Here is a 21,470-nt window from a genome sequence, read left to right as displayed (position 1 = left end):
CGATCAGAGATCATGCAGCGTGACACCGAGCCCCCGCGACCATTCCTGCAGCTTGTTGCGGTGCTCAGTGACGGCGCTCTGCGGTAGCCGGGACATGGGCTCAGGGGAAGACGACGTGGCCTTCACGACGGGCGCTGGCGCAGCCGCCAGGGGCAGCGTGACGCCCAACCCCCTGGACCACTCCTGAAGCTTGTCGTGATGCTCCATGAAGGCGACCTGCGGTATTCGGGGCGTGGTCTCCCAGGAAGCCTGCTCTGCTGCCGCGGGGACGACAACGCCAGCCAGGAGCATTACACCGCTAACGAGACCAATGATATGACGACGGCTCATGATGTTATCCTCCTTCCTCATCGATCGAGGAAGTTTGACTGCCGAGCGGAGGGTTCCACCCGGCTCATCAACAGTCTGGCAAGGCAGGCTTACACGGCGCTGAAAGAACCCAAATATCGATGCATTTTTTCGGCTCGCGCCATGCGCAGTGTCTACCGGATGGAATCGCGACTGCCTATCAGGCCATAGGCTTGCGAACATGCGGGACACTGCCAGCGCCGAGCGCTCCTTGAGCCATGAAGCGACCATAGCAGGTCCATACCGCCGCCCTTAAGGAAGACGTCGTGCATGATGATCAGGTGTCGGGTTTCCATCAGCATACCTTTGACACTTGTCAAGGCTCACGGCGGTAACCGCAGACTCGCCTCGAAACCATCCTTTCGTCCTGACGCAGGGGCGAGGAGCGTCAAGGTGACACCAGCCCCCTCGGCGATCGCCTGGGCGATGGCGAGTCCCAGGCCGGAGCCGCCGGCCCGGGTATTGCCCCGGGTGAAGCGGTCCGTCAGCCGAGCGAGCACCTCCGCCGGAATCACCGGTCCCGCGTTGACCACCCGCAACACGCCTTCGCTCGACAGGGCGACCTCGACGGGCCGATCGTCCTGCCCATGCTTCAGGGCATTTTCGATCAGATTACGCAGCAGAATCGCCAAGGCATCCGGATCGATCGATGAAAGGATTCGCGCTTCCTTGGGCAGTGAAAGTTCGAGGCGCACCGCGGAAACACGGCGAAAGTCGTCGACGACATGAGCGATGATCGGCCGGACGTCCTGGGGTGTTTCGGCCAGGAGGTCACTGCCCTCCGCCTTGGCCAGCTGCATCAGCTTCTCCGACAGCCGCGAAAGCTGGCGCAGCGACGCCTCGATGCGAGCCGCCCGATCCTGCAGCCGCCCCGGCGGCGCTTCATGGCGCAGACGCTGCACCTGGGCCAGGGTCGCCGCCAGGGGCGTGCGCAGCTCATGGGCGCTGTTAGCCGTGAAGCTGCGTTCGGACTCCAGCGCACGGCGCAATCGCTCCAGCAGATGGTTCACCGCCTCGGCGATGGGCACGAGTTCCGCCGGCAGGCGCTTGCCCTCTACCAGCGACAGATCCCCTGCTCCGCGCGCCTCGAGCGCATCACGATACGCTCTGACTCCACTCAAGGCATGACGCACGAACCACCAGATGCCCATCAGGCTCAGGGGAATCAGACCCGCCAAGGGCAAGAGCAGCATCACGATCGCTTGCCCTTTTGCCTGGCGTCGAGAGGCAAGCGGCTCGGCGACCTCGATGAAAAGGGTATCGCTGATCGCGGTGGTGCCGTAGAGCCGATGCGTTGCCGTGCTGCGCAGCCCCGCCTGAGGTGTCTCCGGGAAAGTGGACGGATCGATGTCATGCGAGGCGAGCAACGGCGTGCCATCCATTCCCCGAACCAGGTAGGTAATGTACTCCTCGTGAGGGCGCAGGGCGGCCACCTGCTGGAGCAGGCCGGCATCTTCACGATTGTAGATTTCGACGACGGCCAGGGACAGGATGCGTTGCGCGGTCTCTTCCAGGGAACTATCGAGGGTCCTGTCGATGGTATGTTCGACGATCAGCGCCGTGACCGTGGTGGCGACCAGCCAGAATAGCGTCACCCCGAGGGTCAAGCCGAGGCCGAGACGACGCTGCAGGCTAATCGGCCGGCTCATCTCCGCCCCAGCCGATAGCCCATGCCACGTACGGTCTCGATGCTGGCATGTCCCAACTTCTTGCGCATGCGGCTGATATGAACCTCTACGGTGTTGCTTTCGATCTCCGCGCCGAAGGCATACAGGTGATCCTCGAGTTGAGCCCGGGACAACAGCGCTCCGGGATGTTGCACGAGCGACTCGAGCAGCGCCCATTCCCGTGCCGTCAGCTCGACGCCGTGTCCGGCCCGGAGCACCGAATGATTGACCAGATCGATCTCCAACTCACCCACGCGGATCAGCGGATTGGGATTGCCACTGTAACGCCGCGCCACGGCGGCGATCCGAGCGGACAGCTCCGACAGGTCAAAGGGCTTGACCAGGTAGTCGTCCGCGCCGGCGTTCAGCCCTTCAATACGGTCAGATATCTGATCCCGTGCGGTCAAGATAATCACCGGCGTGGTATCGCCTGCCTTGCGTCGGCGCCTCAGAAAATCGAGTCCTCGGCCATCGGGCAGCATCAAGTCAAGCAGAATCAGATCGTAGGCGGTCGTCGCGACGCTCGCTTCAGCGTGCTTCAAGCACTGCATCCAGTCCACGGCATGGCCATCTTCGCTGATCTGTTCGCGCACCGCCTCGCCCAGAGAGGGCGCATCCTCGATCAGTAATATGCGCATATCCCATTTTCTCCTGAGGTCACAGACACCCTGAGCCTAACGGGTCTGCCTGACGGCAACCTGAACGGGACCGACTCGCCCATACATCGAAGCAGTCGTATCCACGTCAGATTCCTGTCAGGTGATCCGCTTACAGTGACAACGTGAACATCATCTGGAGAAAACCATGAAAACGCCACTGTTTGTCACCACCACGCTGGCCACCATCCTGGCGAGTGGAATGACCCTAGCCGATGACGACTGTCGTGATCCGGTCGCCGACTGGCAGCCTCGCGACGCCCTGCGCCAGCAGCTCGAGGCCAAGGGCTGGGAGGTACGCCGCATCAAGGTCGATGACGGCTGCTACGAGGTCAAGGGCCTCGATCAGGAGGGCAACGAGGTCGAGGCGGAGTACGCCCCGGCATCGCTGCGCCTGCGCAAGCTGGAAATCGAATACGACTACGACGACAAGGAATACGACCGCTCTGATGACGACGACGACAGCGAAGCTACCAGCCGGCGCTCGGAGTCTCGCACCGGCCCCGACAGCGGCATCGTCAGCGGCAAGCCGTCCGTCCGCATCGAGTGATGCGTTGTTTCATAAGGACACTAGATTGCCCGAGACCAACATGTGACGGAGACAGACGATGAAAAGACTCACCCTTGCTCTTGCCCTCAGCCTTGCCGCCGCCATCGCGCTACCGGCCCTCGCCCAGGCGCGGGAGGTGACCTTCAATACCGAGCTGAAAAACTACGGAGGCGACGGCGCCTATGTGGCGCTCTACCTCACCGATGCCGACGGCCAATACCAGGGCACACTCTGGATCGCCGGAGAGAAGTCGAAATACTACAAGCACCTGCGCGACTGGGCGCGGGGCAGCGGCCAACGCAGCAGCGAATATGACGGGCTGACCGGTGCCAGCGTCGGCAACGGACGTACCCTGAATATCACCCTCGACATTGCCGATGAGCTGATCGACGCAGGGTATGAGGTGCGCGTCGACACCGCCGTCGAGGACATGCGCGACAATCGCGCCGACGTCGTCGTCCCGCTGACCACTGAGGGTGCAGGCAAGTCGGTCTCCGGCCGTGGCTATGTGCAGTCGTTCCACTACACCTTCTGATTCTGATCGAACAGGGAGCACAAATACCATGCTACGCCAGCTTCATTCGCTACCCGGCCTGATCGCGGCGCTGTTCGTCATCGTACTCACGGTGACCGGGGCGATCCTATCGCTCGATCCGGCCCTCGAGCGGGCGGGGACCACGGTGCCCGCCGCCGGGCAGATCAGCGTCGCCGAGCTGGCGGGCAGGGTAGCGGAGCATTACCCGGGGGCCGAACAGATCGAGCGCACGCCCTCGGGCACGCTTATCGTCTATTACACCCAAGACGGACAGGTGGGAGCCGATCGCGTGGATCCGCGCACCGGACAGGCCATCGCTCCCTATGAGCCGTCGCCGTTCTCGCGCTGGGTGAAGAACCTGCACCGCTCCCTGCTGCTCGATATGCCCGGTCGCGCGGTGGCGGGCATCACGGCGCTGGCGATGATCGTGCTGGCGATCTCCGGCGCCATGCTGCTGGCCGCTCGCCTAGGCGGATGGCGCCAGTTGCTCCGCCCGGTGCGCGGCACACTTAGCCAGCGGCTGCATATCGAACTCGGTCGGGCGGCGATTCTCGGCCTGCTGCTGTCAGGGCTGACCGGATCCTATCTCTCCGCCACCACCTTTGGCCTGGCCCCGGAGGGCGTAGAGGCCGAGCCCGAATTCCCTCTAGAGGTCGCTGGCGGCCCTCCCGCCGCCATCGATACCCTGCCGGCCCTGAAGGCAACAGACTTAAGCGACCTGCGAGCGCTGGTCTATCCCTACCCGGACGAGCCCACGGACATCTACTCCCTGGGTACCGATCAGGGTGCCGGATATATCGATCAGGCCAGCGGCGAGTGGCTCTCCTACCTGCCCCATGACGCCACTCATAAGTTCCATGAATTCATCTATATGCTGCATACTGGTGAGGGCCTCTGGTGGCTTGGCCTGATCCTCGGCCTGGCCGCCCTGATGGTGCCGGTGATGGCTGTGACCGGCCCGATCATCTGGTGGAAGCGTCAGCGGTCCAAGCCGAAACTCGCCGCCAACAGCGGGCCGAACACCGCGGATAGCGTGATCCTGGTCGGCAGCGAAAGCAACACGACCTGGGGCTTCGCCAGGACCCTGCACGACAGCCTGGTTCGAGAGGGCCACCGCGTGCATACCGCCCCCATGAACCGGCTGGCCTCTCGCTATCGCGGCGCGAAACGGCTGTTCATCCTCACCGCGACCTACGGGGATGGCGATGCGCCGGCCTCGGCCAACCGTTTCCTGGCGCGGCTAGAGAAGATCACCAGGACCCCGGAGCTCCCGGTAGCCGTGCTGGGCTTCGGTGATCGACAGTTCCCGCAGTTCTGCGGGTTCGCGAAGAAGGTCGAGACGGCGCTCACCGCCAAGGGCTGGCCGCAGCTGCTGCCGCTCGACACCATCGACCGACAGTCAACCCAGGAGTTCGCCCGCTGGGGCAACGCGGTGGGCAAGGTACTCGGCATCGAGCTGACGCTGGTCCATACTCCAGTGCGACCACGCACCACCCCCCTGGAACTCGCCGAGCGGGTGGATTACGGCGCCGACGTGCAGGCCCCCACCGCCGTGCTGCGCTTCAAGGCGCCTGAAGGTGGTGGCAGGAGCGGCCTGCTTAGTCGTCTGTTGGGGCGCACCGGCCTGCCGCCTTTCGAGGCCGGCGACCTGGTCGGCATCCTGCCACCGAACAGCCCGGTGCCGCGCTTCTATTCGCTGGCCTCGGCCTCAAAAGATGGCACCCTGGAGATCTGCGTGCGCCAGCATCCCAGCGGCCTATGTTCAGGCTTCCTTCATGCGCTGCCGATAGGCGGCACCATCGACGCCTTTATCCAGCCCAACCCGAACTTCCGCCCCGCCTCCGGCAAGGCGCCGATCGTGCTGATTGGCGCGGGTACCGGCATCGGACCGCTGGTCGGTTTCATCCGCCACAACAAGGCGCATCAAGCCATGCACCTCTATTGGGGCGGCCGCAATCCGCAGTCCGACTTCCTCTATGAGCCCGAACTGAACGTCTATCTCGAGGACAGGCGGCTGACGAAGCTGAACACGACCTTTTCCCGCGTCGATGAGCGCGCCTATGTACAGGACAAGCTCATCGCGAATGGCCCCGAACTGCGCTGGCTGATCGAGAAGGGCGCGCAGATCTTGGTTTGCGGCGGCCGGGATATGGCAAAAAACGTCATGGCGGCGCTGAATGACATAGTCGCACCGCTGGGCATGGACGTGGCGACGCTCAAGGCTCAGGGGCGCTATCGTGAGGACGTTTATTGACCTAAGCCCCTGAGCCACCATGGTGGCATGGCCGCCAATAAAGACGCCCCAGGTCGCTTGCGTCCCGGGGCGTAAGCAAGGCCATGAGGGCAGTTCAGGTCGTCCGGACTGCGTTATCTTCACTCGGAACAGCCTCAGGCCGGAGTGACGGTTTCGAAGCCTGGATTCATAGAGACATTTAAGGCTGGTGTCAGGTTAAGGCTTCAGAATTTAAACAAACTTAAGCCGGAGTTTGTTTTATGCCTAACATACGTACCAGCATCACCCTTTGCCTGCTTTTGGCAACTCAAATCAGCTTCTGGGCCCCGGGGCTGAGCTATGAGCAGTTACTGACACTCAGTGGATACCTTGCCATCAATTTCATGTCCATCACCATGGTGCTGGCTACCCGGCCTGGATGGCTGGAGTCGCCGTTGGGTGGTCTGGACAGCATGTATCAGCTGCATAAATGGACCGGTATTCTGTCCGTAAGTCTTGCGCTGACACACTGGCTGACCGAAATGGCGGATGATGGTCTCGAAGCGCTGTTTGGCTCGGATCGGAGCTTGCAGGAAGCACACTTTTCGGGCCTGCTGGACGGCCTCCAGGATGGCGCTGAAGACTTGGGCGAACCCGGCCTGTATCTGTTGCTGTTTCTGGTTGTCATTACCCTGACCCGGTTGGTGCCCTACTATTACTGGCGTTACCTGCACCGGGTGATGCCGCTGATTTATCTGGCACTGGCAGCCCATGCAGTGTTGTTGGCTCCGCTGAAGTGGTGGCAACAACCCACCGGCTGGCTGATGGCACTGTTGATTGTGGGTGGTGCCGCCGCAAGCCTGCAATCGCTGACCGGGCAAATTGGAAGGACCCGCCGCTACAAAGGACTGGTTCAGGCCATCAAGCAGACATCATCCAACATCACGGAAGTCGTCTGTGACATGGGCAGGCGGTGGCCAGGGCATCAAGCCGGACAATTCGCCTTGGTGACCTTCGACCGGATTGAAGGGGCGCATCCTTTTAGTCTGTCCAGCGCTGACAACGACAGCGGGCAGCTCAGTTTCCACATCAAGGCACTGGGAGACTACACCCGCGATATTCCGCAACGGCTCAGCAGTGGCCAGGCAGTTACGCTCGAAGGCCCTTATGGTCGTTTTGATCCCGCCAGCGGCAGAAAAAACGCCCAGCAGATCTGGGTGGCCGGCGGCATAGGTGTAACACCATTTCTGGCTGCGCTGGAAAACCGCCTAATCAATACCGAACAACAACATCCAGTAGTCACACTTCATTACTGCACTGCAGGAGCCGTGGATGACCCAATGGTGACTCGCCTGCAACAACTGGCAGACAAACTTCCGGACATATTGCTGCACATCCACGACAGCCAGCAGGGGCAACGATTGACCGCGAATCAACTGCAACTCCATGACCGCAGAGTGGATATCTGGTTTTGCGGGCCTCACGGCCTCGCCAAAGCCTTGCGGAACGGCCTGAAGCAGCAGTCGATTTCATTACGCTTTCATCAGGAAAGTTTCCAGTTTCGCTGAACGAGTGAAGTGGACTCGCTTATCCACACTTCGACCAGCCGCAGCCGGAGTAGCAGGTGGGGCAGCCGTCCATCATGATCAGTTCGCCGTTGCACTCGGGGCAGTGGCCGACCACGGTGGGGCCGTCGCCCTTGGCATGGGCGGCCTCCTCGGCCTTGCGCTCGGCCTGCTCGATCTCCTCCGCGGTGGGCGGCACCCACAGGTGGCCGCTGGCCTGGCGCTGGGCGTAGCGAGACACCAGCTCCTCCACCGGCACCTGGTTACCGTCCTGGTCGAGGAAGCCGCGACGGTAGAGGATCTGCTGGATCGACCAGGCGATGGCCGCCACCTCGGAGTCATGAAACACCGGCTTGCCCCAGCGGTTCATGCCGCAGCGCACCAGGCCCTTGTCCCAGGCCACCTTGCGCAGGTCGGCCACCGCCTGGGTGACGTAGCCGCCGCGGGCGGCCAACGACAGGCTGCGCATGGTGGCGGTGATCCACTGGTGCTCGCTGGAGAGCTGACCGGAGGGAAAGAAGAACTCCACCGGGCGCTCGATCACCACCCGCTTGCCGTTGAGCACGCCCTCCACGGGCATAAAGGAGACCAGCAGGTAGACCTTCTTGCGGCCCTCGGCGCCGACGTAGGAGATCTTCTCCGACACGGCCTCCAGGGTGCCCTCGGGGCGCGAGGGGATGCGCACCGTGAGCGGGTTCTCCTCGGCCAGCGGCGGCTCTTCCACCGCCTTCTTGACACTGTAGGAAACGATCTTGGAATTGATCTCGACGGCCATCAGGGGGCTCCTCCGGAAAGTTTTACATTGACGCTAGCGTGACAGCAGGCATTACCACTTGCCATAGGTGCCTTCCTTCAGCGCGTCATAGAGGTTCGCCGCGTTGTGCTCCTCGCCGTCGTAGATGACCTTCTCGTCACCGGCCAGCTCCACGCTCTCGCCATTCTCCAGCTCGAACACGTAGGTGGTGTTCTTGAGGTCGTCCTCGCGCACCAGCACGCCCTGGAAGGCCTCCGGGTTGAAGCGGAAGGTGGTGCAGCCCTTGAGCTTGCTCTGGTAGGCGTCGAGATAGAGGTCCTTGAACTCCTCGAAGGGGAACTCGGTGGGCACGTTCACCGTCTTGGAGATCGCCGAGTCGACCCACGCCTGGGCGGCGGCCTGCACCGCCACGTGCTGCTTCGGAGAGACGGCATCGGCGGTGATGAAGTAGTCCGGCAAGTCGCTCTCCACGGCGTCGGCAGCGATGAAGTGGCGATAGGCCGCCAGCTCGAAGGAGACCACCTCGACTTGCTCCTTGGTCTTCTTGCCGGCCTGGATCACGTTGCGGAAGTAGCGGTGCGAGAACGACGGCTCGATACCGTTGGAGGCGTTGTTGCCCAGCGACAGCGAGATGGTACCGGTGGGCGCGATGGAGCTGTGGTGAGTGAAACGCGCGCCGTGCTCGGCGAGCTGGGCGACCAGCTCCGGCTCTACCTCGGCGACCTTCTGCATGTAGCGGCTATAGCGCGCATGCAGGATGCGGCCGGGCACCTTGTCGCCGGTCTCGTAGCCATCCTTCTTGAGCTCCGGACGCTCGCGCATCATCTTGGGCGTGATCTCGTAGTCCTCGGCCAGCGCCGGGGCAATGCCCTTCTCGCGGGAGAGCTCGAGTGCCTGCTTCCAGCCCTCGATGGCCAGGTTGCGGCTCACCTCCTCGGTGAAGGCCAGCGACTCCGGCGAGCCATAGGGGATCTTGAGCATGGTCAGGGTGGAGCCCAGGCCCAGGAAGCCCATGCCGTGGCGGCGCTTGGCCTCGATCTCGCGGCGCTGGCCCTCCAGGGGCAGGCCGCTGATCTCCACCACGTTGTCGAGCATGCGGGTGAAGATCGCCACCACCTGGCGGTAGCGCTCCCAGTCGAAGCGCGGCTTGTTGCCGAAGGGGTCGATGACGAAGCGGGTCAGGTTCACCGAGCCCAGCAGGCAGGCACCCTCGGGCGGCAGCGGCTGCTCGCCGCAGGGGTTGGTGGCGCGGATCTCCTCGCAGAACCAGTTGTTGTTCATCCGGTTGACCTGGTCGATCAGGATGAAGCCCGGTTCGGCGTAGTCGTAGGTCGACTTCATGATGGTGTCCCACAGCTCGCGGGCGCGGATCACCTCGACGATGCGGCAGGCCACGCGGCCCTCGGCATCGACGGTGTAGCCCTCTTCCACCACCGGCCAGTCGCGATAGATCAGCTCGTTCTCCTGGACGTCATCCTTCTCCCCGGCGTGCAGCGGGAAGGCCAGCGGCCACTCGCTGTCGTTCCTGACCGCCTCCATGAACTCGTCGGTGATCAGCAGGCTCAGGTTGAACTGGCGCAGGCGGCCCGACTCGCGCTTGGCCTCGATGAACTGGCGCACGTCGGGGTGGCCGACGTCGAAGGTGCCCATCTGGGCGCCGCGGCGACCGCCCGCGGAGGCCACCGTGAAGCACATCTTGTCGTAGATATCCATGAACGCCAGGGGGCCGTTGGTGCCGGCCCCGGCGCCGAACACGAAGGCGCCCTTGTGGCGCAGGGTGGAGAAGTCGTAGCCGATGCCGCAGCCCGCCTTGAGGGTCATGCCGGCGTCCACCACGGAGTCGAGGATGTCGTGCATGGAGTCGCGGATGGTGCGCGACACCGTGCAGTTGATCAGGCTCACCGCCGGCTTGTAGGCCTCGGCGCCGGCGTTGGACATGATCCGCCCGGCGGGGATGGCGCCGTTCTCCAGCGCCCAGCGAAACTTCGCCAGCCAGGCGTCGGCCTGCTTGCCTTCCACCGCGGCGAGGGCGCGGGCCACGCGATCCCAGGTGGCGGCCACGTCCTGGTCCACGGGCCTGCCGTGACGGTCCTTGAGGCGGTACTTGGAGTCCCAGATGTCACGGGACGGCCCCTGCAGGGGCACCTCGTTGGATGACTTCACTGCCTTGGTGGAAGTGCTCATTCGGATGGCTCCGGAAGAAGTGCGTTAATCGAAAAAAGTCAGCTCGTACGTCTTGCCAGTCGCTCCAGGCGCACCAGCAGTTCGCCGAAGGGGCCCTGGGCCAAGCCCTCCTCGCGACCGTCGAGCAGGTTCTTGACCATCAGGCCCAGTTCGGTGTCGCCCTCGATCAGCAGCCGGCGCTGGAAGAACAGCGCGTCGGGATCCTCGCGGCGGGTCGCCAGGCAGAGGAACTCCCGCCAGCCACCACGGATGGTGGCCTCGCCGGGCTCGGTGCACACCGCCAGGCGCTCGCCCTCCAGGGTGAGGGTCAGCGCCATGCCGATATCCTCGATGGCCAGGGTGATGCGGCGCCCTTCCAGGGCGTCGAACTCCCCCTCGGCCAGAGGCTCGGCGAAGGTGCGATTGAGCAGCGGTTCCACCAGGCGGCGCTTGAGGCGGACCGGCACGCGCGGATCGAGGGCGCGAATCAGACGGGCGGGTGCGGGAGGACGCGGCAAGGCATGTAACGGTAAAGGCAACAACGGCAGGGACATGACAGCTCTCCTGAGGGGGTACCATGCGGCCAGGGCCGCCGAACCGTTCATCCTAGGCCGGTGCTCCCGGGGCTGCACTGACATGCATCATGTCGGTGGCAGGCCCTGTGTTCACCCGCGGCCCGACTACCATATATAGACCATATGCCGCCGGCAAGCCCCATATCTGGTGCAGGCGGGCATTCATCATGACCCATTTTCATTTGACAGCCTAAGCCCATGAAGCGCCGGCAAAATCACCCGGTGCGGCGATAGATGAGATCCCAGACACCGTGACCCAGCCTCTCCCCACGGGCCTCGAACTTGGTCTGCGGACGGAACGCCGGACGCGGCACGTAGGGCGCGGTCTCGGGCCCGGCGGTGTTGGCGAAGCCGGGAGCGGCGTCCATCACCTCGGCCATCCACTCGGCATAGGCCTCCCAGTCGGTGGCCAGGTGGAAGGTGCCGCCGACCTTCAGCCGGGTGCGCACCAGCTCGACGAAGGCGGGCTGCACGATGCGCCGCTTGTGGTGCTTCTTCTTGGGCCAGGGATCGGGGAAGAACAGCTGCAGGGTGTCGAGGCTCGCCTCGGGCAGGCACCGCTCGAGTACCGCCAGAGCGTCCTCGCGGTAGACGCGCAGGTTGGTCAGGCCGCGCTTGTCGGCCTCGTCGAGCAGCTTGCCGACGCCGGGAGCGTGCACCTCGATGCCGATGAAGTCGGTGTCGGGGTGGGTCTCGGCCTGCTCCACCAGGGAGGCGCCCATGCCGAAGCCGATCTCCACCACGCAGGGCGCGCGGCGACCGAACAGCGTCTCGAGATCCTGGCGACCGTCGGCCAGGGTCAGTCCGAGACGCGGCCACACCTCCTCGAGCCCGCGGGTCTGGGCCTGGGTCATGCGTCCGGCGCGCAGCACATAGCTCTTGATGCCGCGGCGATGCAGCGGGGCGTCCGCCCCCTCCGGGCCGGTGGTCGTGTCGTCGTGTCGGGGATCGGTCATGGCGCGGGGCAACTCTTCTTGGCTTGGATAAACCGGGGGCGCGTATTGTAGCGGCTAAGGCTCGCCCGGGGTACGGTAGGTGGCCAAAGCAGGCGGACTCTCGAGGCTGATCCGGCGACAGGCCTGCGAGGGGGCGCTGTGAATACCTCCCTGTACGCTACCTCGGCCTTCCCTGGTCCTCGGACCCCCTCTTCGGCATGTCCCCGGCGCCTCTCGACGACCAACGCAACTGTACCGATCAATCAAGGCTAAGGAGGATCAGAATGCACGACAGGGGATGGTGGCTGGGGGCGGCGCTCTCCGGCGCCCTGATGGTGATCGCCGGCGCCTTCGGCGCCCACGCCCTGGAGGGGCAACTGGCCCCTCGGCTGGCAGCCGCCTTCGAGACCGGGGTGCGCTACCAGGCGTGGCACACCCTGGCACTGCTGGCGATGCTGGCCTGGCGCGCCTCGTGCCCGGTCGCCGGCCAGCGGCTGGCCATGGGGCTGTGGGCGGCCGGCATCGCGCTCTTCTCCGGCTCGCTCTACGCCATGGCCCTCACCGGCGCGACGGGGCTGGGAATGATCACGCCCATCGGCGGGGTGCTGATGATCGGCGGCTGGCTGGCGCTTGCATGGGCCGTACTGCGCGCCCACTGAGGCGCTCAGTCGCTGTCCGGCAACGCATAGGTGGCGGTGACCAGGGCCACCGGCCGCTCATCGCCAGCGGAGAACAGCTGTACCTCGCCCACCGCCAGGCGGCGCCCCAGCTTGAGGATGCGCGCGGTGGCGATGATATCGCGGTCGCCGCGCGGGCGACGCAGGAAGCGGCAGTGCAGGTCGCTGGTCACCGCCATGGGCTCGGGGCCGATCTCGGCGAGGATCGCCACATAGAGGCAGACGTCGGCCAGGCCCATCAGGGTGGGGCCGGAGACGCTGGCGCCGGGACGCAGGTGCTCGTCGTCGATGGCCAGGCTCATGGTGGCCTTCATATGATCGACGGCCTCGATGGTACCGATGCGCTGGGGGAAGATCTCGTCGAGGAAATCCTCGATGGCGGCGGCGGTCATCACGGGCATGGCAAGCCTCCCTGCTGTGGCAGACGAAAACCACCACCTTAGCCGACCCGCGCCGACGCCGACAGTGCCCGAACGTCGAGCCCGCCAAAGAAGGCGCCCCCGCGGCATGACCGCGGGGGCGCTCCCCGACGCCTTTCGTTTTTTTTCTTACTTCGCCTTGTGCACGGCGCGCCAGTGGTGCAGCAGCGGCTCGGTGTAGCCGGCGGGCTGCACGCGACCCTTGAAGATCAGGTCGCTGGCGGCCTGGAAGGCGCTGGAGCCCTGGAAGTCCGCGCTCATCGGCGTGTACTCCGGGTCTCCGGCGTTCTGCTCGTCGACCACCTTGGCCATGCGCTCCAGGGTCTCCTGGACCCGTGCGGCATCGACCACGCCATGATGCAGCCAGTTGGCGATGTGCTGGCTTGAGATGCGCAGGGTGGCGCGATCCTCCATCAGGCCCACGTCATGGATGTCCGGCACCTTGGAGCAGCCCACGCCGTGCTCGACCCAGCGCACCACGTAGCCGAGGATGCCCTGGCAGTTGTTGTCGAGCTCCTGCTGGCGCTCCGCGTCGCTCCAGTCGGCGCTCTCGGCGACCGGCACGCTGAGCAGGTCATCCAGAACGTCCGGCTCGCCCTGCCCCTCCAGCTCGCGCTGGATGGCGGTAACGTCTACCTGATGGTAGTGCAGGGCGTGCAGGGTCGCGGCGGTGGGCGACGGCACCCAGGCGGTGTTGGCGCCGGCCTTGGGATGGCCGATCTTCTGCTCGAGCATACCGGCCATCAGGTCGGGCATGGCCCACATGCCCTTGCCGATCTGGGCGCGGCCGCGCAGGCCACAGGCCAGGCCGACCTGGACGTTGTTCTTCTCGTAGGCCTGGATCCAGGCGGCGCCCTTCATGTCGCCCTTGCGGATCATCGGCCCCGCCTCCATGGCGGTGTGCATCTCGTCGCCGGTGCGATCGAGGAAGCCGGTGTTGATGAACACCACACGCGAGCTGGCCTCGGCGATACACGCCTTGAGGTTCACCGTGGTGCGCCGCTCCTCGTCCATGATGCCCATCTTCAGGGTATCGCGGGCCAGGCCCAGCAGGTCCTCGACGCGGCCGAACAGCTCACTGGCGAAGGCCACCTCCTTCGGTCCGTGCATCTTCGGCTTGACGATATAGACCGAGCCCTCGCGGGAGTTGCGCGGATCGCCCTCGCCCTTCTTCAGGTCGTGCAGGGCAATCAGGCTGGTGACGATGCCGTCGAGGATACCCTCGGGCAGCTCGTTGCCCTCGGCGTCGAGCACCGCCGGGGTGGTCATCAGGTGGCCGACGTTGCGCACGAACATCAGCGAGCGGCCCGGCAGGGTCACACTGCCGCCGTCGGTGTTCTGCCAGGTGCGGTCGGCGTTGAGGCGGCGGGTGAAGGTCTTGCCACCCTTCTCGACCTCCTCGGTCAGGTCACCCTTCATCAGGCCCAGCCAGCTGGCGTAGACGCCGACCTTGTCCTCGGCGTCCACCGCGGCCACGGAGTCTTCGCAGTCCATGATGGTGGTCAGCGCGGCCTCGACCACCACGTCCTTGACGCCGGCAGGGTCGGTCTTGCCGATCGGGTTGCTCGGGTCGATCTGGATCTCCAGATGCAGGCCATGGTTGCTCAGCAGGATGGCATCGGGCCTCTCGGCCGGGCCATTGAAGCCCACCAGCTTGCCGGCGTCCTTGAGGCCGGTCTCGCGGCCGCCCTCGAGGGTAACCACCAGGTGGCCATCACGCAGGGCGTACTTGACGGCATCGCGGTGGGAGCCGGTCGCCAGCGGCGCGGCGCGGTCCAGGACACCGCGGGCGTAGGCGATGACCTTCGCGCCACGCTTGGGATTGAAGCTTTCGCCCTTCTCGGCGCCGTTCTCCTCGGAGATGGCATCGGTGCCGTAGAGCGCGTCGTAGAGGCTGCCCCAGCGGGCATTGGCGGCGTTCAGCGCATAGCGGGCATTGTTGACCGGCACCACCAGCTGCGGGCCGGCCTGGACGGCGATCTCGCGATCGACGTTGGTGGTGGTCACCCTGACATGGGCCGGGGGAGCGGCCAGGTAGCCGATCTCCTCGAGGAAGGCGCGGTAGCCAGGCATGTCACGCACCGGGCCGGGGTTCTCGCGATGCCAGGTATCGAGCTTCTCCTGCAGGCGATCGCGCTCGGCGAGAAGATCGTGATTCTTGGGGGTCAGATCATGGAAGAGGGCATCCACGCCGGCCCAGAAGGCCTCGGCGTCGACACCGGTGCCCGGGAGCGCCTGCTCGTTGATGAAACGGTCCAGTTCGGCGGCCACCTGGAGGCGGTGACGCGTGACACGTTGGGTCATGGTGGATCTCCTCGCACGGGGCAGGCGGCGGGTGCACACCGGACTGCCATCAACAGGGTTGGGTGACTGCGTGGGTTCAAGTTTGTGGAAAACCGTTCCACATGTAAAGCCAGAATGGCATCGCCGGCGCCGAGACTCGACCAAAAGATAAGCCAGCGACGCCCGCCCGTTCGGCAATCATGGTGCCACCTCGCGCTTGCCGCTAGCATGATGGAGCACCGTGGAGAATGCGATGAGCGATTTCACCCCCCTGCAGGCCCTGGGCCCCTTCCGCTGGATCGACCCTGGCGACCAATTGCCCGGCGGCGATCATCTGGAACGCTATCTGGGCCACTACGGCCTGGCGCCCCTGCTCGCCAAACACGTGGGGCTGCACCTGGGTTTCCTGGACGCCGGCGACTTCCGCCTGTGGGCCTCGGTATGGAGCCCCGCCGAACCCATCGGCACGGCCTTCGTGGTGCACGGCTACTTCGACCACCTGGGGCTCTATCGCCACCTGCTGGAGCGACTGCTGGAACGCGGCTGGCGCGTGGTGCTGTGGGACCTTCCCGGGCACGGCCTCTCCAGTGGGCAACGCGCCTCCATCGCAGACTTCGACGACTATGGCGGCTGCCTGCGCGCCCTCCAGGACCACCTGGAAACCGAGGGGCTGGCCCCGCACCCCTGGCTGGGCATCGGCCAGAGCACCGGCGCGGCGATACTCGCCACCGACGCCCTGACCCGCGGCGAGGCGGGCCACTGGGCCGGACTCGCCCTGCTGGCACCGCTGGTGAGGCCCTGGGGCTGGCGCCAGTCGAGCTGGCTGCACCTGCTGGTGGGCCCCTTCGTGCGCTCCATTCCGCGCAAGTTCCGCGACAACTCCACCGACGCCGAATTCGCCGCCTTCCTGCGCGACCAGGACCCGCTGCAGGCCGACCGCGTGGCGGTGGACTGGGTCAGCGCCATGCGTCGCTGGATGCCGCGGCTGCTGGCGCTGCCTCCCAACCCGGTGCCGACCCTGATCCTGCAGGGCGAGCAGGACCTGACCGTGGACTGGGAGTGGAACCTGGAGGTGCTCAAGGAGAAGTTTCCCAACGCCGAGGTCCATCTGCATCCCGAGGCGCGCCACCACCTGGTCAACGAGGCGGAGCCCATCCGCCAGACGCTGTTCGAGAGCCTGGACCGCTTTATCGACGCCCTGGCACCCAGCACCGCTGTGGAGGATACCTCACCATGAAGACCGCGCTCCCCCGCCTGGGCGCCCTGCTGGCCCTGACCTCGCTGACGTTGACCCTGCTCGCCGGCTGCGCCGGCACACCCGAGCGCCCCGACAGCAGCATCCGCCAGGCGCTGTTCAACCTCGGCGAGCGCGCCGCCGCCCTGGTGATGACGGCGCCGTCCCTGCCGCAGCCGCCCAGCGACCAGGTGCTGCTGCTGGCACCCCCCGAGGTCAATGCCGGTCTCGGTATCGAGGAGATACGTTTCGAGGAAAGCCTGGTACGCGCCCTGCTGGCGGTCAGCGACGGCCCCCAGGTGCTCGACTGGGGCGAGAGCCTCAACGAGGGCGGCGACAACCAGTGGCGCCTGGAGAGCCGGCTGATGGCCGACGGCCCGCGCCTGTCACTCTCCGACCGCGAGCTGCTGCCCTACCGCCTGACGCTGACCCTGCGCCGCCCCGGGGAGGAGGCGGCGCGCTGGGAGCAGAGCCTGCAGGGTGCCCTGGACGCCACGGCACTGTAGCGAAAGGCGCCGCTCACCCCTTGAGGAGTCGGTCGAGCTGGCGGTAACCCACCGCCTCGATCAGCTGCTCGCGCTCGGGGCGCGAAACCCCGGCGAGATCGGCCAGGGTCAGCGCCACCCGCAGCACGCGATGATAGGCCCGCGCCGAAAGCTTGAGCCGCTCAAGCACCGCCGCCAGCCAGGCGCGATCCGCCGCCGAGAGGCCGCAGGCCGACTCCAGCTCGCGCCCCGCCAGGTGGGCGTTGAGCGCCCCTCGCGCCAGCTGCCGCTCACGGGCGGCGAGCACTCGCCGGCGCACCGTGGCGGAGTCCTCCCCCGGCTGGTTGGCGGTGAGCTGCTCCGGAGGCAGTGCCGGCACCTCGACTTGCAGGTCGATACGGTCGAGCAGCGGCCCGGAGAGCCGCGCCTGGTAGCGCTGGATCTGCGCCGCGGTGCAGTGACAGGCCTGGCGCGGGTCACCCAGGTGGCCACAGGGGCAGGGGTTCATCGCCGCCACCAGCATGAAGCGTGCAGGATAGCGGCGCTCGTGGCTGGCCCGGGCGATATGGATGCGCCCGGACTCCATGGGCTCGCGCATCACCTCCAGCACATGGCGCGGGAACTCCGGCAACTCGTCGAGGAACAGCACGCCGTGGTGGGCCAGGGAGATCTCCCCGGGGCGTGGCCGTGCGCCGCCGCCCACCAGGGCCACGGCGCTGGCGGTATGGTGCGGGGAGCGAAAGGGACGCCGCCCCCACTCGGCACGCAGCGGCAGGCCGCTGACCGAGCGCACCGCCGCCACCTCCAGGGCCTCCTCGTCGGTCAGCGGCGGCAGGATGCCCGGCAGGCGGCTGGCCAGCATGGTCTTGCCGGTGCCGGGCGGGCCGGCGAAGAGCAGATTATGGGCGCCGGCGGCGGCGACCTCCAGGGCGCGTCGGGCCTGGAACTGGCCGCGCACCTCGGCGAGGTCAGGCAGCGGCCGGGTGGCCTCGGGCGGGCGCGACAGCCGGTGGGGGGCGATGGGGGCCTGACCCAGCAGGTGCGCCACCACCTCCATAAGGTGGTCGGCGGGCAGCACCTCGAGCTCACCGGCCAGCGCGGCCTCGTCGGCGTTGGCCCGCGGCACGATCAACCGGCGCCCGGCGCGGCGTGCCGCCAGGGCCAGCGGCAGCACCCCCTCGACCCGCCTGAACGCCCCATCCAGCGCCAGCTCGCCGACGCTCTCGGTATTCTCCAGGCAGCCGGGTGGCAGCTGCCCCGAGGCGAGCAGCAGCCCCAGGGCGATGGGCAGGTCGAAGCGCCCGCCCTCCTTGGGCAGGTCGGCGGGAGCCAGGTTGAGGGTGATACGCCGCAGCGGATACTCGAAGCCGGCGTTGACCAGGGCGCTGCGCACCCGCTCGCGGCTCTCCTTGACCGCCGTCTCCGGCAGCCCGACCAGCGTCATGCTGGGCAGGCCGTTGGAGAGGTGCACCTCTACCTGCACCTCGGGTGCCTCCAGGCCGAGCCCGGCCCGGGTGTGCACGATCGCCAGCGTCATGGGCGCTCCCTCGCGGATGGACTGCTCTCAGGCTAGTCCAGCCGACGAGGGAGCGCGCGGGTCAGCGCCCCGCCTCGCCAGCCCCGGCGTCCTCCTCCGGCGGGGTCGGCGCCTCGCCATCCGCAGAGACCTGCGGCTTGTCGGCAGCGGCGGAGGCGGTCCCATCGCCGGCCTGAGATTCCACCAGCGCCTCCAGGGAGGCGACCTGTTTCTCCAGGGCCTCGACCCGCGACCGGGTGCGCTGCAGCACGTCCATCAGGATGTCGAAATCCTCGCGGGAGACCAGTTCGAGACGGTCGAAGGCGCCCCTCACCACCTGCTGGATCCCCTTCTGCACCTCTTCGGGGGCCTGGGAGGCGCCCTGCAGGCGTTCGCCGATCTGCTGGGCCAGCCGACCGATTCTATCGTGGGTCACCATGACGCTTCTCCTGGTTGGGGATGACGACCTACAGGATACGCGTGGCATCCATGAGACGCATGCCCTCTTGCAGGGCACGCGGGACGCGCACCGGCACCATCGGGGTGCATGGGCCCCGACAGTACACCGTGGGAAGTGCCGTCCTCGACCGAACAGCCTGACTCAACAAATTGGTATATATGGATTTTTCTCCACACTGGCACGCCGCGCGCATTGTGCAGATCAGCTGCCCCATCGGGTCGCCTCCCTTCCCCAGAGGAGACAGGACATGAAGCTGATCACCGCCATCATCAAGCCCTTCAAGCTCGACGACGTCCGCGAGGCCCTCGCCGACAACGGCGTCCAGGGCATCACCGTCACCGAGGTCAAGGGCTTCGGTCGCCAGAAGGGCCACACCGAGCTCTATCGCGGTGCCGAGTACGTCGTCGACTTCCTGCCCAAGGTCAAGATCGAGATCGCCGTGGACGACAGCCGCCTGGAGGGCGTGCTCGACGCCATCTGCGAAGCCGCCGGCAGCGGCAAGATCGGCGATGGCAAGGTATTCGTCACGGCCCTCGAGGACGTGATCCGTATCCGCACCGGCGAGCGCGGCGCCGACGCCGTCTGAGCCATGACCGACTGCCGCTTCCCCGACTGGAGAAAGTCCCATGAGTGAACTGACCGAACTGAGCTATGCGCTCGACACCTTCTACTTCCTGATCTGCGGCGTGCTGGTGATGTGGATGGCCGCCGGCTTCGCCATGCTCGAGGCCGGCCTGGTGCGCGCCAAGAACACCGCCGAGATCCTCACCAAGAACATCGCGCTGTTCGCCATCGCCTGCACCATGTACCTGCTGGTGGGCTACTACATCATGTACTCCAGCCCCGGCGGCGGCTTCCTGCCCAACCTGGGCGTGCTGCTGGGCGGCGAGAACGGCATGGACGCGGTGCTGGCAGGTGGCGATGACGCTCCCTACTACTCCATGCGCGCCGACTACTTCTTCCAGGTGGTGTTCGTGGCCACCGCCATGTCCATCGTCTCCGGGGCCGTGGCCGAGCGCATGAAGCTGTGGGCCTTCCTGGCCTTCGCCGTGGTGATGACCGGCCTTATCTACCCGGTCTCGGGCTACTGGACCTGGGGTGGCGGCTGGCTCTCCGAGGCCGGCTTCTCCGACTATGCCGGCTCCGGCATCGTGCACATGGCCGGCGCGGCCGCGGCCCTGGCCGGCGTGCTGGTGCTCGGCCCGCGCAAGGGCAAGTACGGCAGGGACGGCAGCATCTACGCCATCCCCGGCGCCAACCTGCCGCTGGCCACCCTGGGCACCTTCATCCTGTGGATGGGCTGGTTCGGCTTCAACGGCGGCTCGGAGCTGAAGCTCTCCGACATCTCCTCCGCCAACAACGTCGCCCAGGTGCTGGTCAACACCAACGCCGCCGCCGCCGGCGGGGTGATCGCCGCCCTGATCATCGCCAAGCTGTGGTTCCGCAAGGCCGACCTGACCATGACCCTCAACGGTGCCCTGGCCGGCCTGGTGGCGATCACCGCCGACCCGCTGTCGCCCTCGGCCCCGGCCGCCGCGCTGATCGGCGCCGTGGGTGGTGTCATCGTGGTGGCCGCCATCGTGGGCCTGGACAAGCTGAAGATCGATGACCCGGTCGGCGCCATCTCGGTGCACGGCGTGGTCGGCATCTGGGGCCTGCTGGCCGTGCCGCTGAACAACGGCGACGCCACCTTCGGCGCGCAGCTGCTCGGCATCGTCGGCATCTTCGCCTGGGTCTTCCTGGCCAGCCTGATCGTCTGGGGCATCCTCAAGGCGGTGATGGGTGTCCGCGTCAGCGAGGAGGAAGAGTACGAGGGGGTCGACCTGGCCGAATGCGGCATGGAGGCCTACCCCGAGTTCAGCGTCGCCAAGAAATGACGGCAACGCGTAACGAGTGAGCTGGCGTGCTCCACTTGGCCCCCGCAAGGGGGCCTTTTTTCTTCCCCGCCGGCGGGGTGTATCCTAGAGGCAATCCGCCTATTGCCGGCGGCATGCCCGCCCCAGAACCGACGAGGAACCAACCATGAAACTGGTGACCGCCATCATCAAGCCCTTCAAGCTCGACGACGTGAGGGAGTCCCTCTCGGAGATCGGCGTGCAGGGCATCACCGTGACCGAGGTCAAGGGCTTCGGCCGTCAGAAGGGCCACACCGAGCTCTACCGTGGTGCCGAGTACGTGGTGGACTTCCTGCCCAAGGTGAAACTCGAGGTCGCCGTGGACGACGAAATGGCCGAGAAGGTGATCGATGCCATCACCAGCGTGGCCAACACCGGCAAGATCGGCGACGGCAAGATCTTCGTGACACCTCTCGAGCAGGTGATCCGCATCCGTACCGGCGAAACGGGCAAGGACGCGGTCTAAGCGGCCAAGCGGCCAAGCGGCCAAGCGGCCAAGCGGCCAAGCGGCCAAGCGGCCAAGCGGCCAAGCGGCCAAGCG

21 protein-coding genes are annotated in these 21,470 nt (G+C 66.1%); 10 read left to right on the top strand and 11 right to left on the bottom strand.

The genetic code is table 11. The features are described from left to right. Positions 1-3: 3 nt before the first annotated feature. The 3 genes from RAN53_RS08255 to RAN53_RS08245 all read right to left on the bottom strand — a co-directional run bounded on the left by RAN53_RS08255 (position 4) and on the right by RAN53_RS08245 (position 2,653). A complete protein-coding gene (locus tag RAN53_RS08255) occupies positions 4-330 on the bottom strand; it encodes a hypothetical protein (protein WP_169956375.1) in 327 nt (108 codons plus the stop codon). Positions 331-671: 341 nt separating this feature from the next. Beyond that, positions 672-1,997 carry a sensor histidine kinase gene (locus RAN53_RS08250; protein WP_305796337.1) on the bottom strand — a complete coding sequence of 442 codons (1,326 nt, stop codon included), beginning with the start codon at positions 1,995-1,997 and terminating at the stop codon, positions 672-674. Continuing rightward, positions 1,994-2,653 carry a response regulator transcription factor gene (locus RAN53_RS08245; protein ID WP_169956371.1) on the bottom strand — a complete coding sequence of 220 codons (660 nt, stop codon included), beginning with the start codon at positions 2,651-2,653 and terminating at the stop codon, positions 1,994-1,996. The genes RAN53_RS08250 and RAN53_RS08245 overlap by 4 nt, the downstream gene beginning before the upstream one ends. 166 nt (positions 2,654-2,819) lie before the next feature. Between RAN53_RS08245 and RAN53_RS08240 the strand changes: the two genes are divergently transcribed. From RAN53_RS08240 to RAN53_RS08225, 4 genes are all read left to right on the top strand, one after another. After that, complete coding sequence (locus tag RAN53_RS08240) at positions 2,820-3,221, top strand: PepSY domain-containing protein (RefSeq protein WP_280552931.1); 402 nt, start codon at positions 2,820-2,822, stop codon at positions 3,219-3,221. Between the two features lie 58 nt (positions 3,222-3,279). Beyond that, a complete protein-coding gene (locus tag RAN53_RS08235; protein ID WP_305796336.1) occupies positions 3,280-3,756 on the top strand; it encodes a DUF2271 domain-containing protein in 477 nt (158 codons plus the stop codon). 28 nt (positions 3,757-3,784) lie between these two features. Beyond that, positions 3,785-6,010 carry a PepSY domain-containing protein gene (locus RAN53_RS08230; RefSeq protein ID WP_305796335.1) on the top strand — a complete coding sequence of 742 codons (2,226 nt, stop codon included), beginning with the start codon at positions 3,785-3,787 and terminating at the stop codon, positions 6,008-6,010. 239 nt (positions 6,011-6,249) lie between these two features. After that, on the top strand, positions 6,250-7,536 hold the full coding sequence (locus RAN53_RS08225) for a ferric reductase-like transmembrane domain-containing protein (protein ID WP_305796334.1): 1,287 nt from the start codon (positions 6,250-6,252) through the stop codon (positions 7,534-7,536). A 19-nt stretch (positions 7,537-7,555) separates the two neighbouring features. Here the strand turns inward: RAN53_RS08225 and RAN53_RS08220 are convergent, their stop codons facing one another. The 4 genes from RAN53_RS08220 to trmB all read right to left on the bottom strand — a co-directional run bounded on the left by RAN53_RS08220 (position 7,556) and on the right by trmB (position 11,981). Beyond that, complete coding sequence (locus RAN53_RS08220) at positions 7,556-8,308, bottom strand: ribonucleoside-diphosphate reductase (protein WP_305796333.1); 753 nt, start codon at positions 8,306-8,308, stop codon at positions 7,556-7,558. A gap of 51 nt (positions 8,309-8,359) precedes the next feature. Next, positions 8,360-10,471 (bottom strand): adenosylcobalamin-dependent ribonucleoside-diphosphate reductase, encoded by a 2,112-nt coding sequence (locus RAN53_RS08215; protein ID WP_305796332.1) that lies wholly within the window; start codon positions 10,469-10,471, stop codon positions 8,360-8,362. Positions 10,472-10,509: 38 nt separating this feature from the next. Beyond that, entirely contained in the window at positions 10,510-11,004 is a 495-nt protein-coding gene (gene ubiT, locus RAN53_RS08210) for a ubiquinone anaerobic biosynthesis accessory factor UbiT (RefSeq protein WP_305796331.1), read from the bottom strand. A 236-nt stretch (positions 11,005-11,240) separates the two neighbouring features. Then, a complete protein-coding gene (gene trmB / locus RAN53_RS08205) occupies positions 11,241-11,981 on the bottom strand; it encodes a tRNA (guanosine(46)-N7)-methyltransferase TrmB (protein WP_305796330.1) in 741 nt (246 codons plus the stop codon). A 263-nt stretch (positions 11,982-12,244) separates the two neighbouring features. On the opposite strand from trmB, the gene RAN53_RS08200 reads away from it, so the two are divergent. Continuing rightward, positions 12,245-12,619, top strand: a complete 375-nt coding sequence (locus RAN53_RS08200) for a DUF423 domain-containing protein (RefSeq protein WP_305796329.1) — start codon at positions 12,245-12,247, stop codon at positions 12,617-12,619. Positions 12,620-12,624: 5 nt separating this feature from the next. Here the strand turns inward: RAN53_RS08200 and RAN53_RS08195 are convergent, their stop codons facing one another. Both RAN53_RS08195 and RAN53_RS08190 read right to left on the bottom strand, forming a co-directional pair. Then, positions 12,625-13,038, bottom strand: coding sequence for a PaaI family thioesterase (locus RAN53_RS08195; protein WP_305796328.1), 414 nt, complete (start codon positions 13,036-13,038; stop codon positions 12,625-12,627). Positions 13,039-13,185: 147 nt separating this feature from the next. Next, positions 13,186-15,360, bottom strand: a complete 2,175-nt coding sequence (locus RAN53_RS08190) for a malate synthase G (protein WP_305796327.1) — start codon at positions 15,358-15,360, stop codon at positions 13,186-13,188. Between the two features lie 232 nt (positions 15,361-15,592). Here RAN53_RS08190 and RAN53_RS08185 point away from each other — a divergent pair, with 232 nt between their 5' ends. Continuing rightward, entirely contained in the window at positions 15,593-16,576 is a 984-nt protein-coding gene (locus tag RAN53_RS08185; RefSeq protein ID WP_305796326.1) for an alpha/beta hydrolase, read from the top strand. Further along, positions 16,573-17,079 carry a hypothetical protein gene (locus RAN53_RS08180; protein WP_305796325.1) on the top strand — a complete coding sequence of 169 codons (507 nt, stop codon included), beginning with the start codon at positions 16,573-16,575 and terminating at the stop codon, positions 17,077-17,079. The genes RAN53_RS08185 and RAN53_RS08180 overlap by 4 nt, the downstream gene beginning before the upstream one ends. Positions 17,080-17,092: 13 nt before the next feature. Here RAN53_RS08180 and RAN53_RS08175 read toward each other — a convergent pair whose 3' ends face one another. After that, complete coding sequence (locus RAN53_RS08175; RefSeq protein ID WP_305796324.1) at positions 17,093-18,595, bottom strand: YifB family Mg chelatase-like AAA ATPase; 1,503 nt, start codon at positions 18,593-18,595, stop codon at positions 17,093-17,095. A gap of 61 nt (positions 18,596-18,656) precedes the next feature. Next, on the bottom strand, positions 18,657-19,013 hold the full coding sequence (locus RAN53_RS08170) for an accessory factor UbiK family protein (protein ID WP_305796323.1): 357 nt from the start codon (positions 19,011-19,013) through the stop codon (positions 18,657-18,659). A gap of 268 nt (positions 19,014-19,281) precedes the next feature. Between RAN53_RS08170 and RAN53_RS08165 the strand changes: the two genes are divergently transcribed. The 3 genes from RAN53_RS08165 to glnK all read left to right on the top strand — a co-directional run bounded on the left by RAN53_RS08165 (position 19,282) and on the right by glnK (position 21,395). Continuing rightward, positions 19,282-19,620 (top strand): P-II family nitrogen regulator, encoded by a 339-nt coding sequence (locus tag RAN53_RS08165; RefSeq protein WP_305796322.1) that lies wholly within the window; start codon positions 19,282-19,284, stop codon positions 19,618-19,620. A 40-nt stretch (positions 19,621-19,660) separates the two neighbouring features. Beyond that, positions 19,661-20,911 (top strand): ammonium transporter, encoded by a 1,251-nt coding sequence (locus tag RAN53_RS08160; RefSeq protein WP_305796321.1) that lies wholly within the window; start codon positions 19,661-19,663, stop codon positions 20,909-20,911. Between the two features lie 145 nt (positions 20,912-21,056). Beyond that, positions 21,057-21,395, top strand: coding sequence for a P-II family nitrogen regulator (glnK, locus tag RAN53_RS08155; RefSeq protein WP_023004277.1), 339 nt, complete (start codon positions 21,057-21,059; stop codon positions 21,393-21,395). Positions 21,396-21,470 lie beyond the last annotated feature (75 nt).

This window comes from Halomonas sp. SSL-5 (assembly GCF_030708455.1).
Lineage (GTDB): Bacteria > Pseudomonadota > Gammaproteobacteria > Pseudomonadales > Halomonadaceae > Halomonas.
This window is presented reverse-complemented; position numbering and strand designations above follow the sequence as displayed.

Bases quoted from the DNA above. Each gene is read 5' to 3' on its own strand.
- RAN53_RS08255 (WP_169956375.1), bottom strand. From the start codon at position 330: ATGAGCCGTCGTCATATCATTGGTCTCGTTAGCGGTGTAATGCTCCTG.
- RAN53_RS08250 (WP_305796337.1), bottom strand. From the start codon at position 1,997: ATGAGCCGGCCGATTAGCCTGCAGCGTCGTCTCGGCCTCGGCTTGACC.
- RAN53_RS08245 (WP_169956371.1), bottom strand. From the start codon at position 2,653: ATGCGCATATTACTGATCGAGGATGCGCCCTCTCTGGGCGAGGCGGTG.
- RAN53_RS08240 (WP_280552931.1), top strand. From the start codon at position 2,820: ATGAAAACGCCACTGTTTGTCACCACCACGCTGGCCACCATCCTGGCG.
- RAN53_RS08235 (WP_305796336.1), top strand. From the start codon at position 3,280: ATGAAAAGACTCACCCTTGCTCTTGCCCTCAGCCTTGCCGCCGCCATC.
- RAN53_RS08230 (WP_305796335.1), top strand. From the start codon at position 3,785: ATGCTACGCCAGCTTCATTCGCTACCCGGCCTGATCGCGGCGCTGTTC.
- RAN53_RS08225 (WP_305796334.1), top strand. From the start codon at position 6,250: ATGCCTAACATACGTACCAGCATCACCCTTTGCCTGCTTTTGGCAACT.
- RAN53_RS08220 (WP_305796333.1), bottom strand. From the start codon at position 8,308: ATGGCCGTCGAGATCAATTCCAAGATCGTTTCCTACAGTGTCAAGAAG.
- RAN53_RS08215 (WP_305796332.1), bottom strand. From the start codon at position 10,471: ATGAGCACTTCCACCAAGGCAGTGAAGTCATCCAACGAGGTGCCCCTG.
- ubiT (WP_305796331.1), bottom strand. From the start codon at position 11,004: ATGTCCCTGCCGTTGTTGCCTTTACCGTTACATGCCTTGCCGCGTCCT.
- trmB (WP_305796330.1), bottom strand. From the start codon at position 11,981: ATGACCGATCCCCGACACGACGACACGACCACCGGCCCGGAGGGGGCG.
- RAN53_RS08200 (WP_305796329.1), top strand. From the start codon at position 12,245: ATGCACGACAGGGGATGGTGGCTGGGGGCGGCGCTCTCCGGCGCCCTG.
- RAN53_RS08195 (WP_305796328.1), bottom strand. From the start codon at position 13,038: ATGCCCGTGATGACCGCCGCCGCCATCGAGGATTTCCTCGACGAGATC.
- RAN53_RS08190 (WP_305796327.1), bottom strand. From the start codon at position 15,360: ATGACCCAACGTGTCACGCGTCACCGCCTCCAGGTGGCCGCCGAACTG.
- RAN53_RS08185 (WP_305796326.1), top strand. From the start codon at position 15,593: ATGAGCGATTTCACCCCCCTGCAGGCCCTGGGCCCCTTCCGCTGGATC.
- RAN53_RS08180 (WP_305796325.1), top strand. From the start codon at position 16,573: ATGAAGACCGCGCTCCCCCGCCTGGGCGCCCTGCTGGCCCTGACCTCG.
- RAN53_RS08175 (WP_305796324.1), bottom strand. From the start codon at position 18,595: ATGACGCTGGCGATCGTGCACACCCGGGCCGGGCTCGGCCTGGAGGCA.
- RAN53_RS08170 (WP_305796323.1), bottom strand. From the start codon at position 19,013: ATGGTGACCCACGATAGAATCGGTCGGCTGGCCCAGCAGATCGGCGAA.
- RAN53_RS08165 (WP_305796322.1), top strand. From the start codon at position 19,282: ATGAAGCTGATCACCGCCATCATCAAGCCCTTCAAGCTCGACGACGTC.
- RAN53_RS08160 (WP_305796321.1), top strand. From the start codon at position 19,661: ATGAGTGAACTGACCGAACTGAGCTATGCGCTCGACACCTTCTACTTC.
- glnK (WP_023004277.1), top strand. From the start codon at position 21,057: ATGAAACTGGTGACCGCCATCATCAAGCCCTTCAAGCTCGACGACGTG.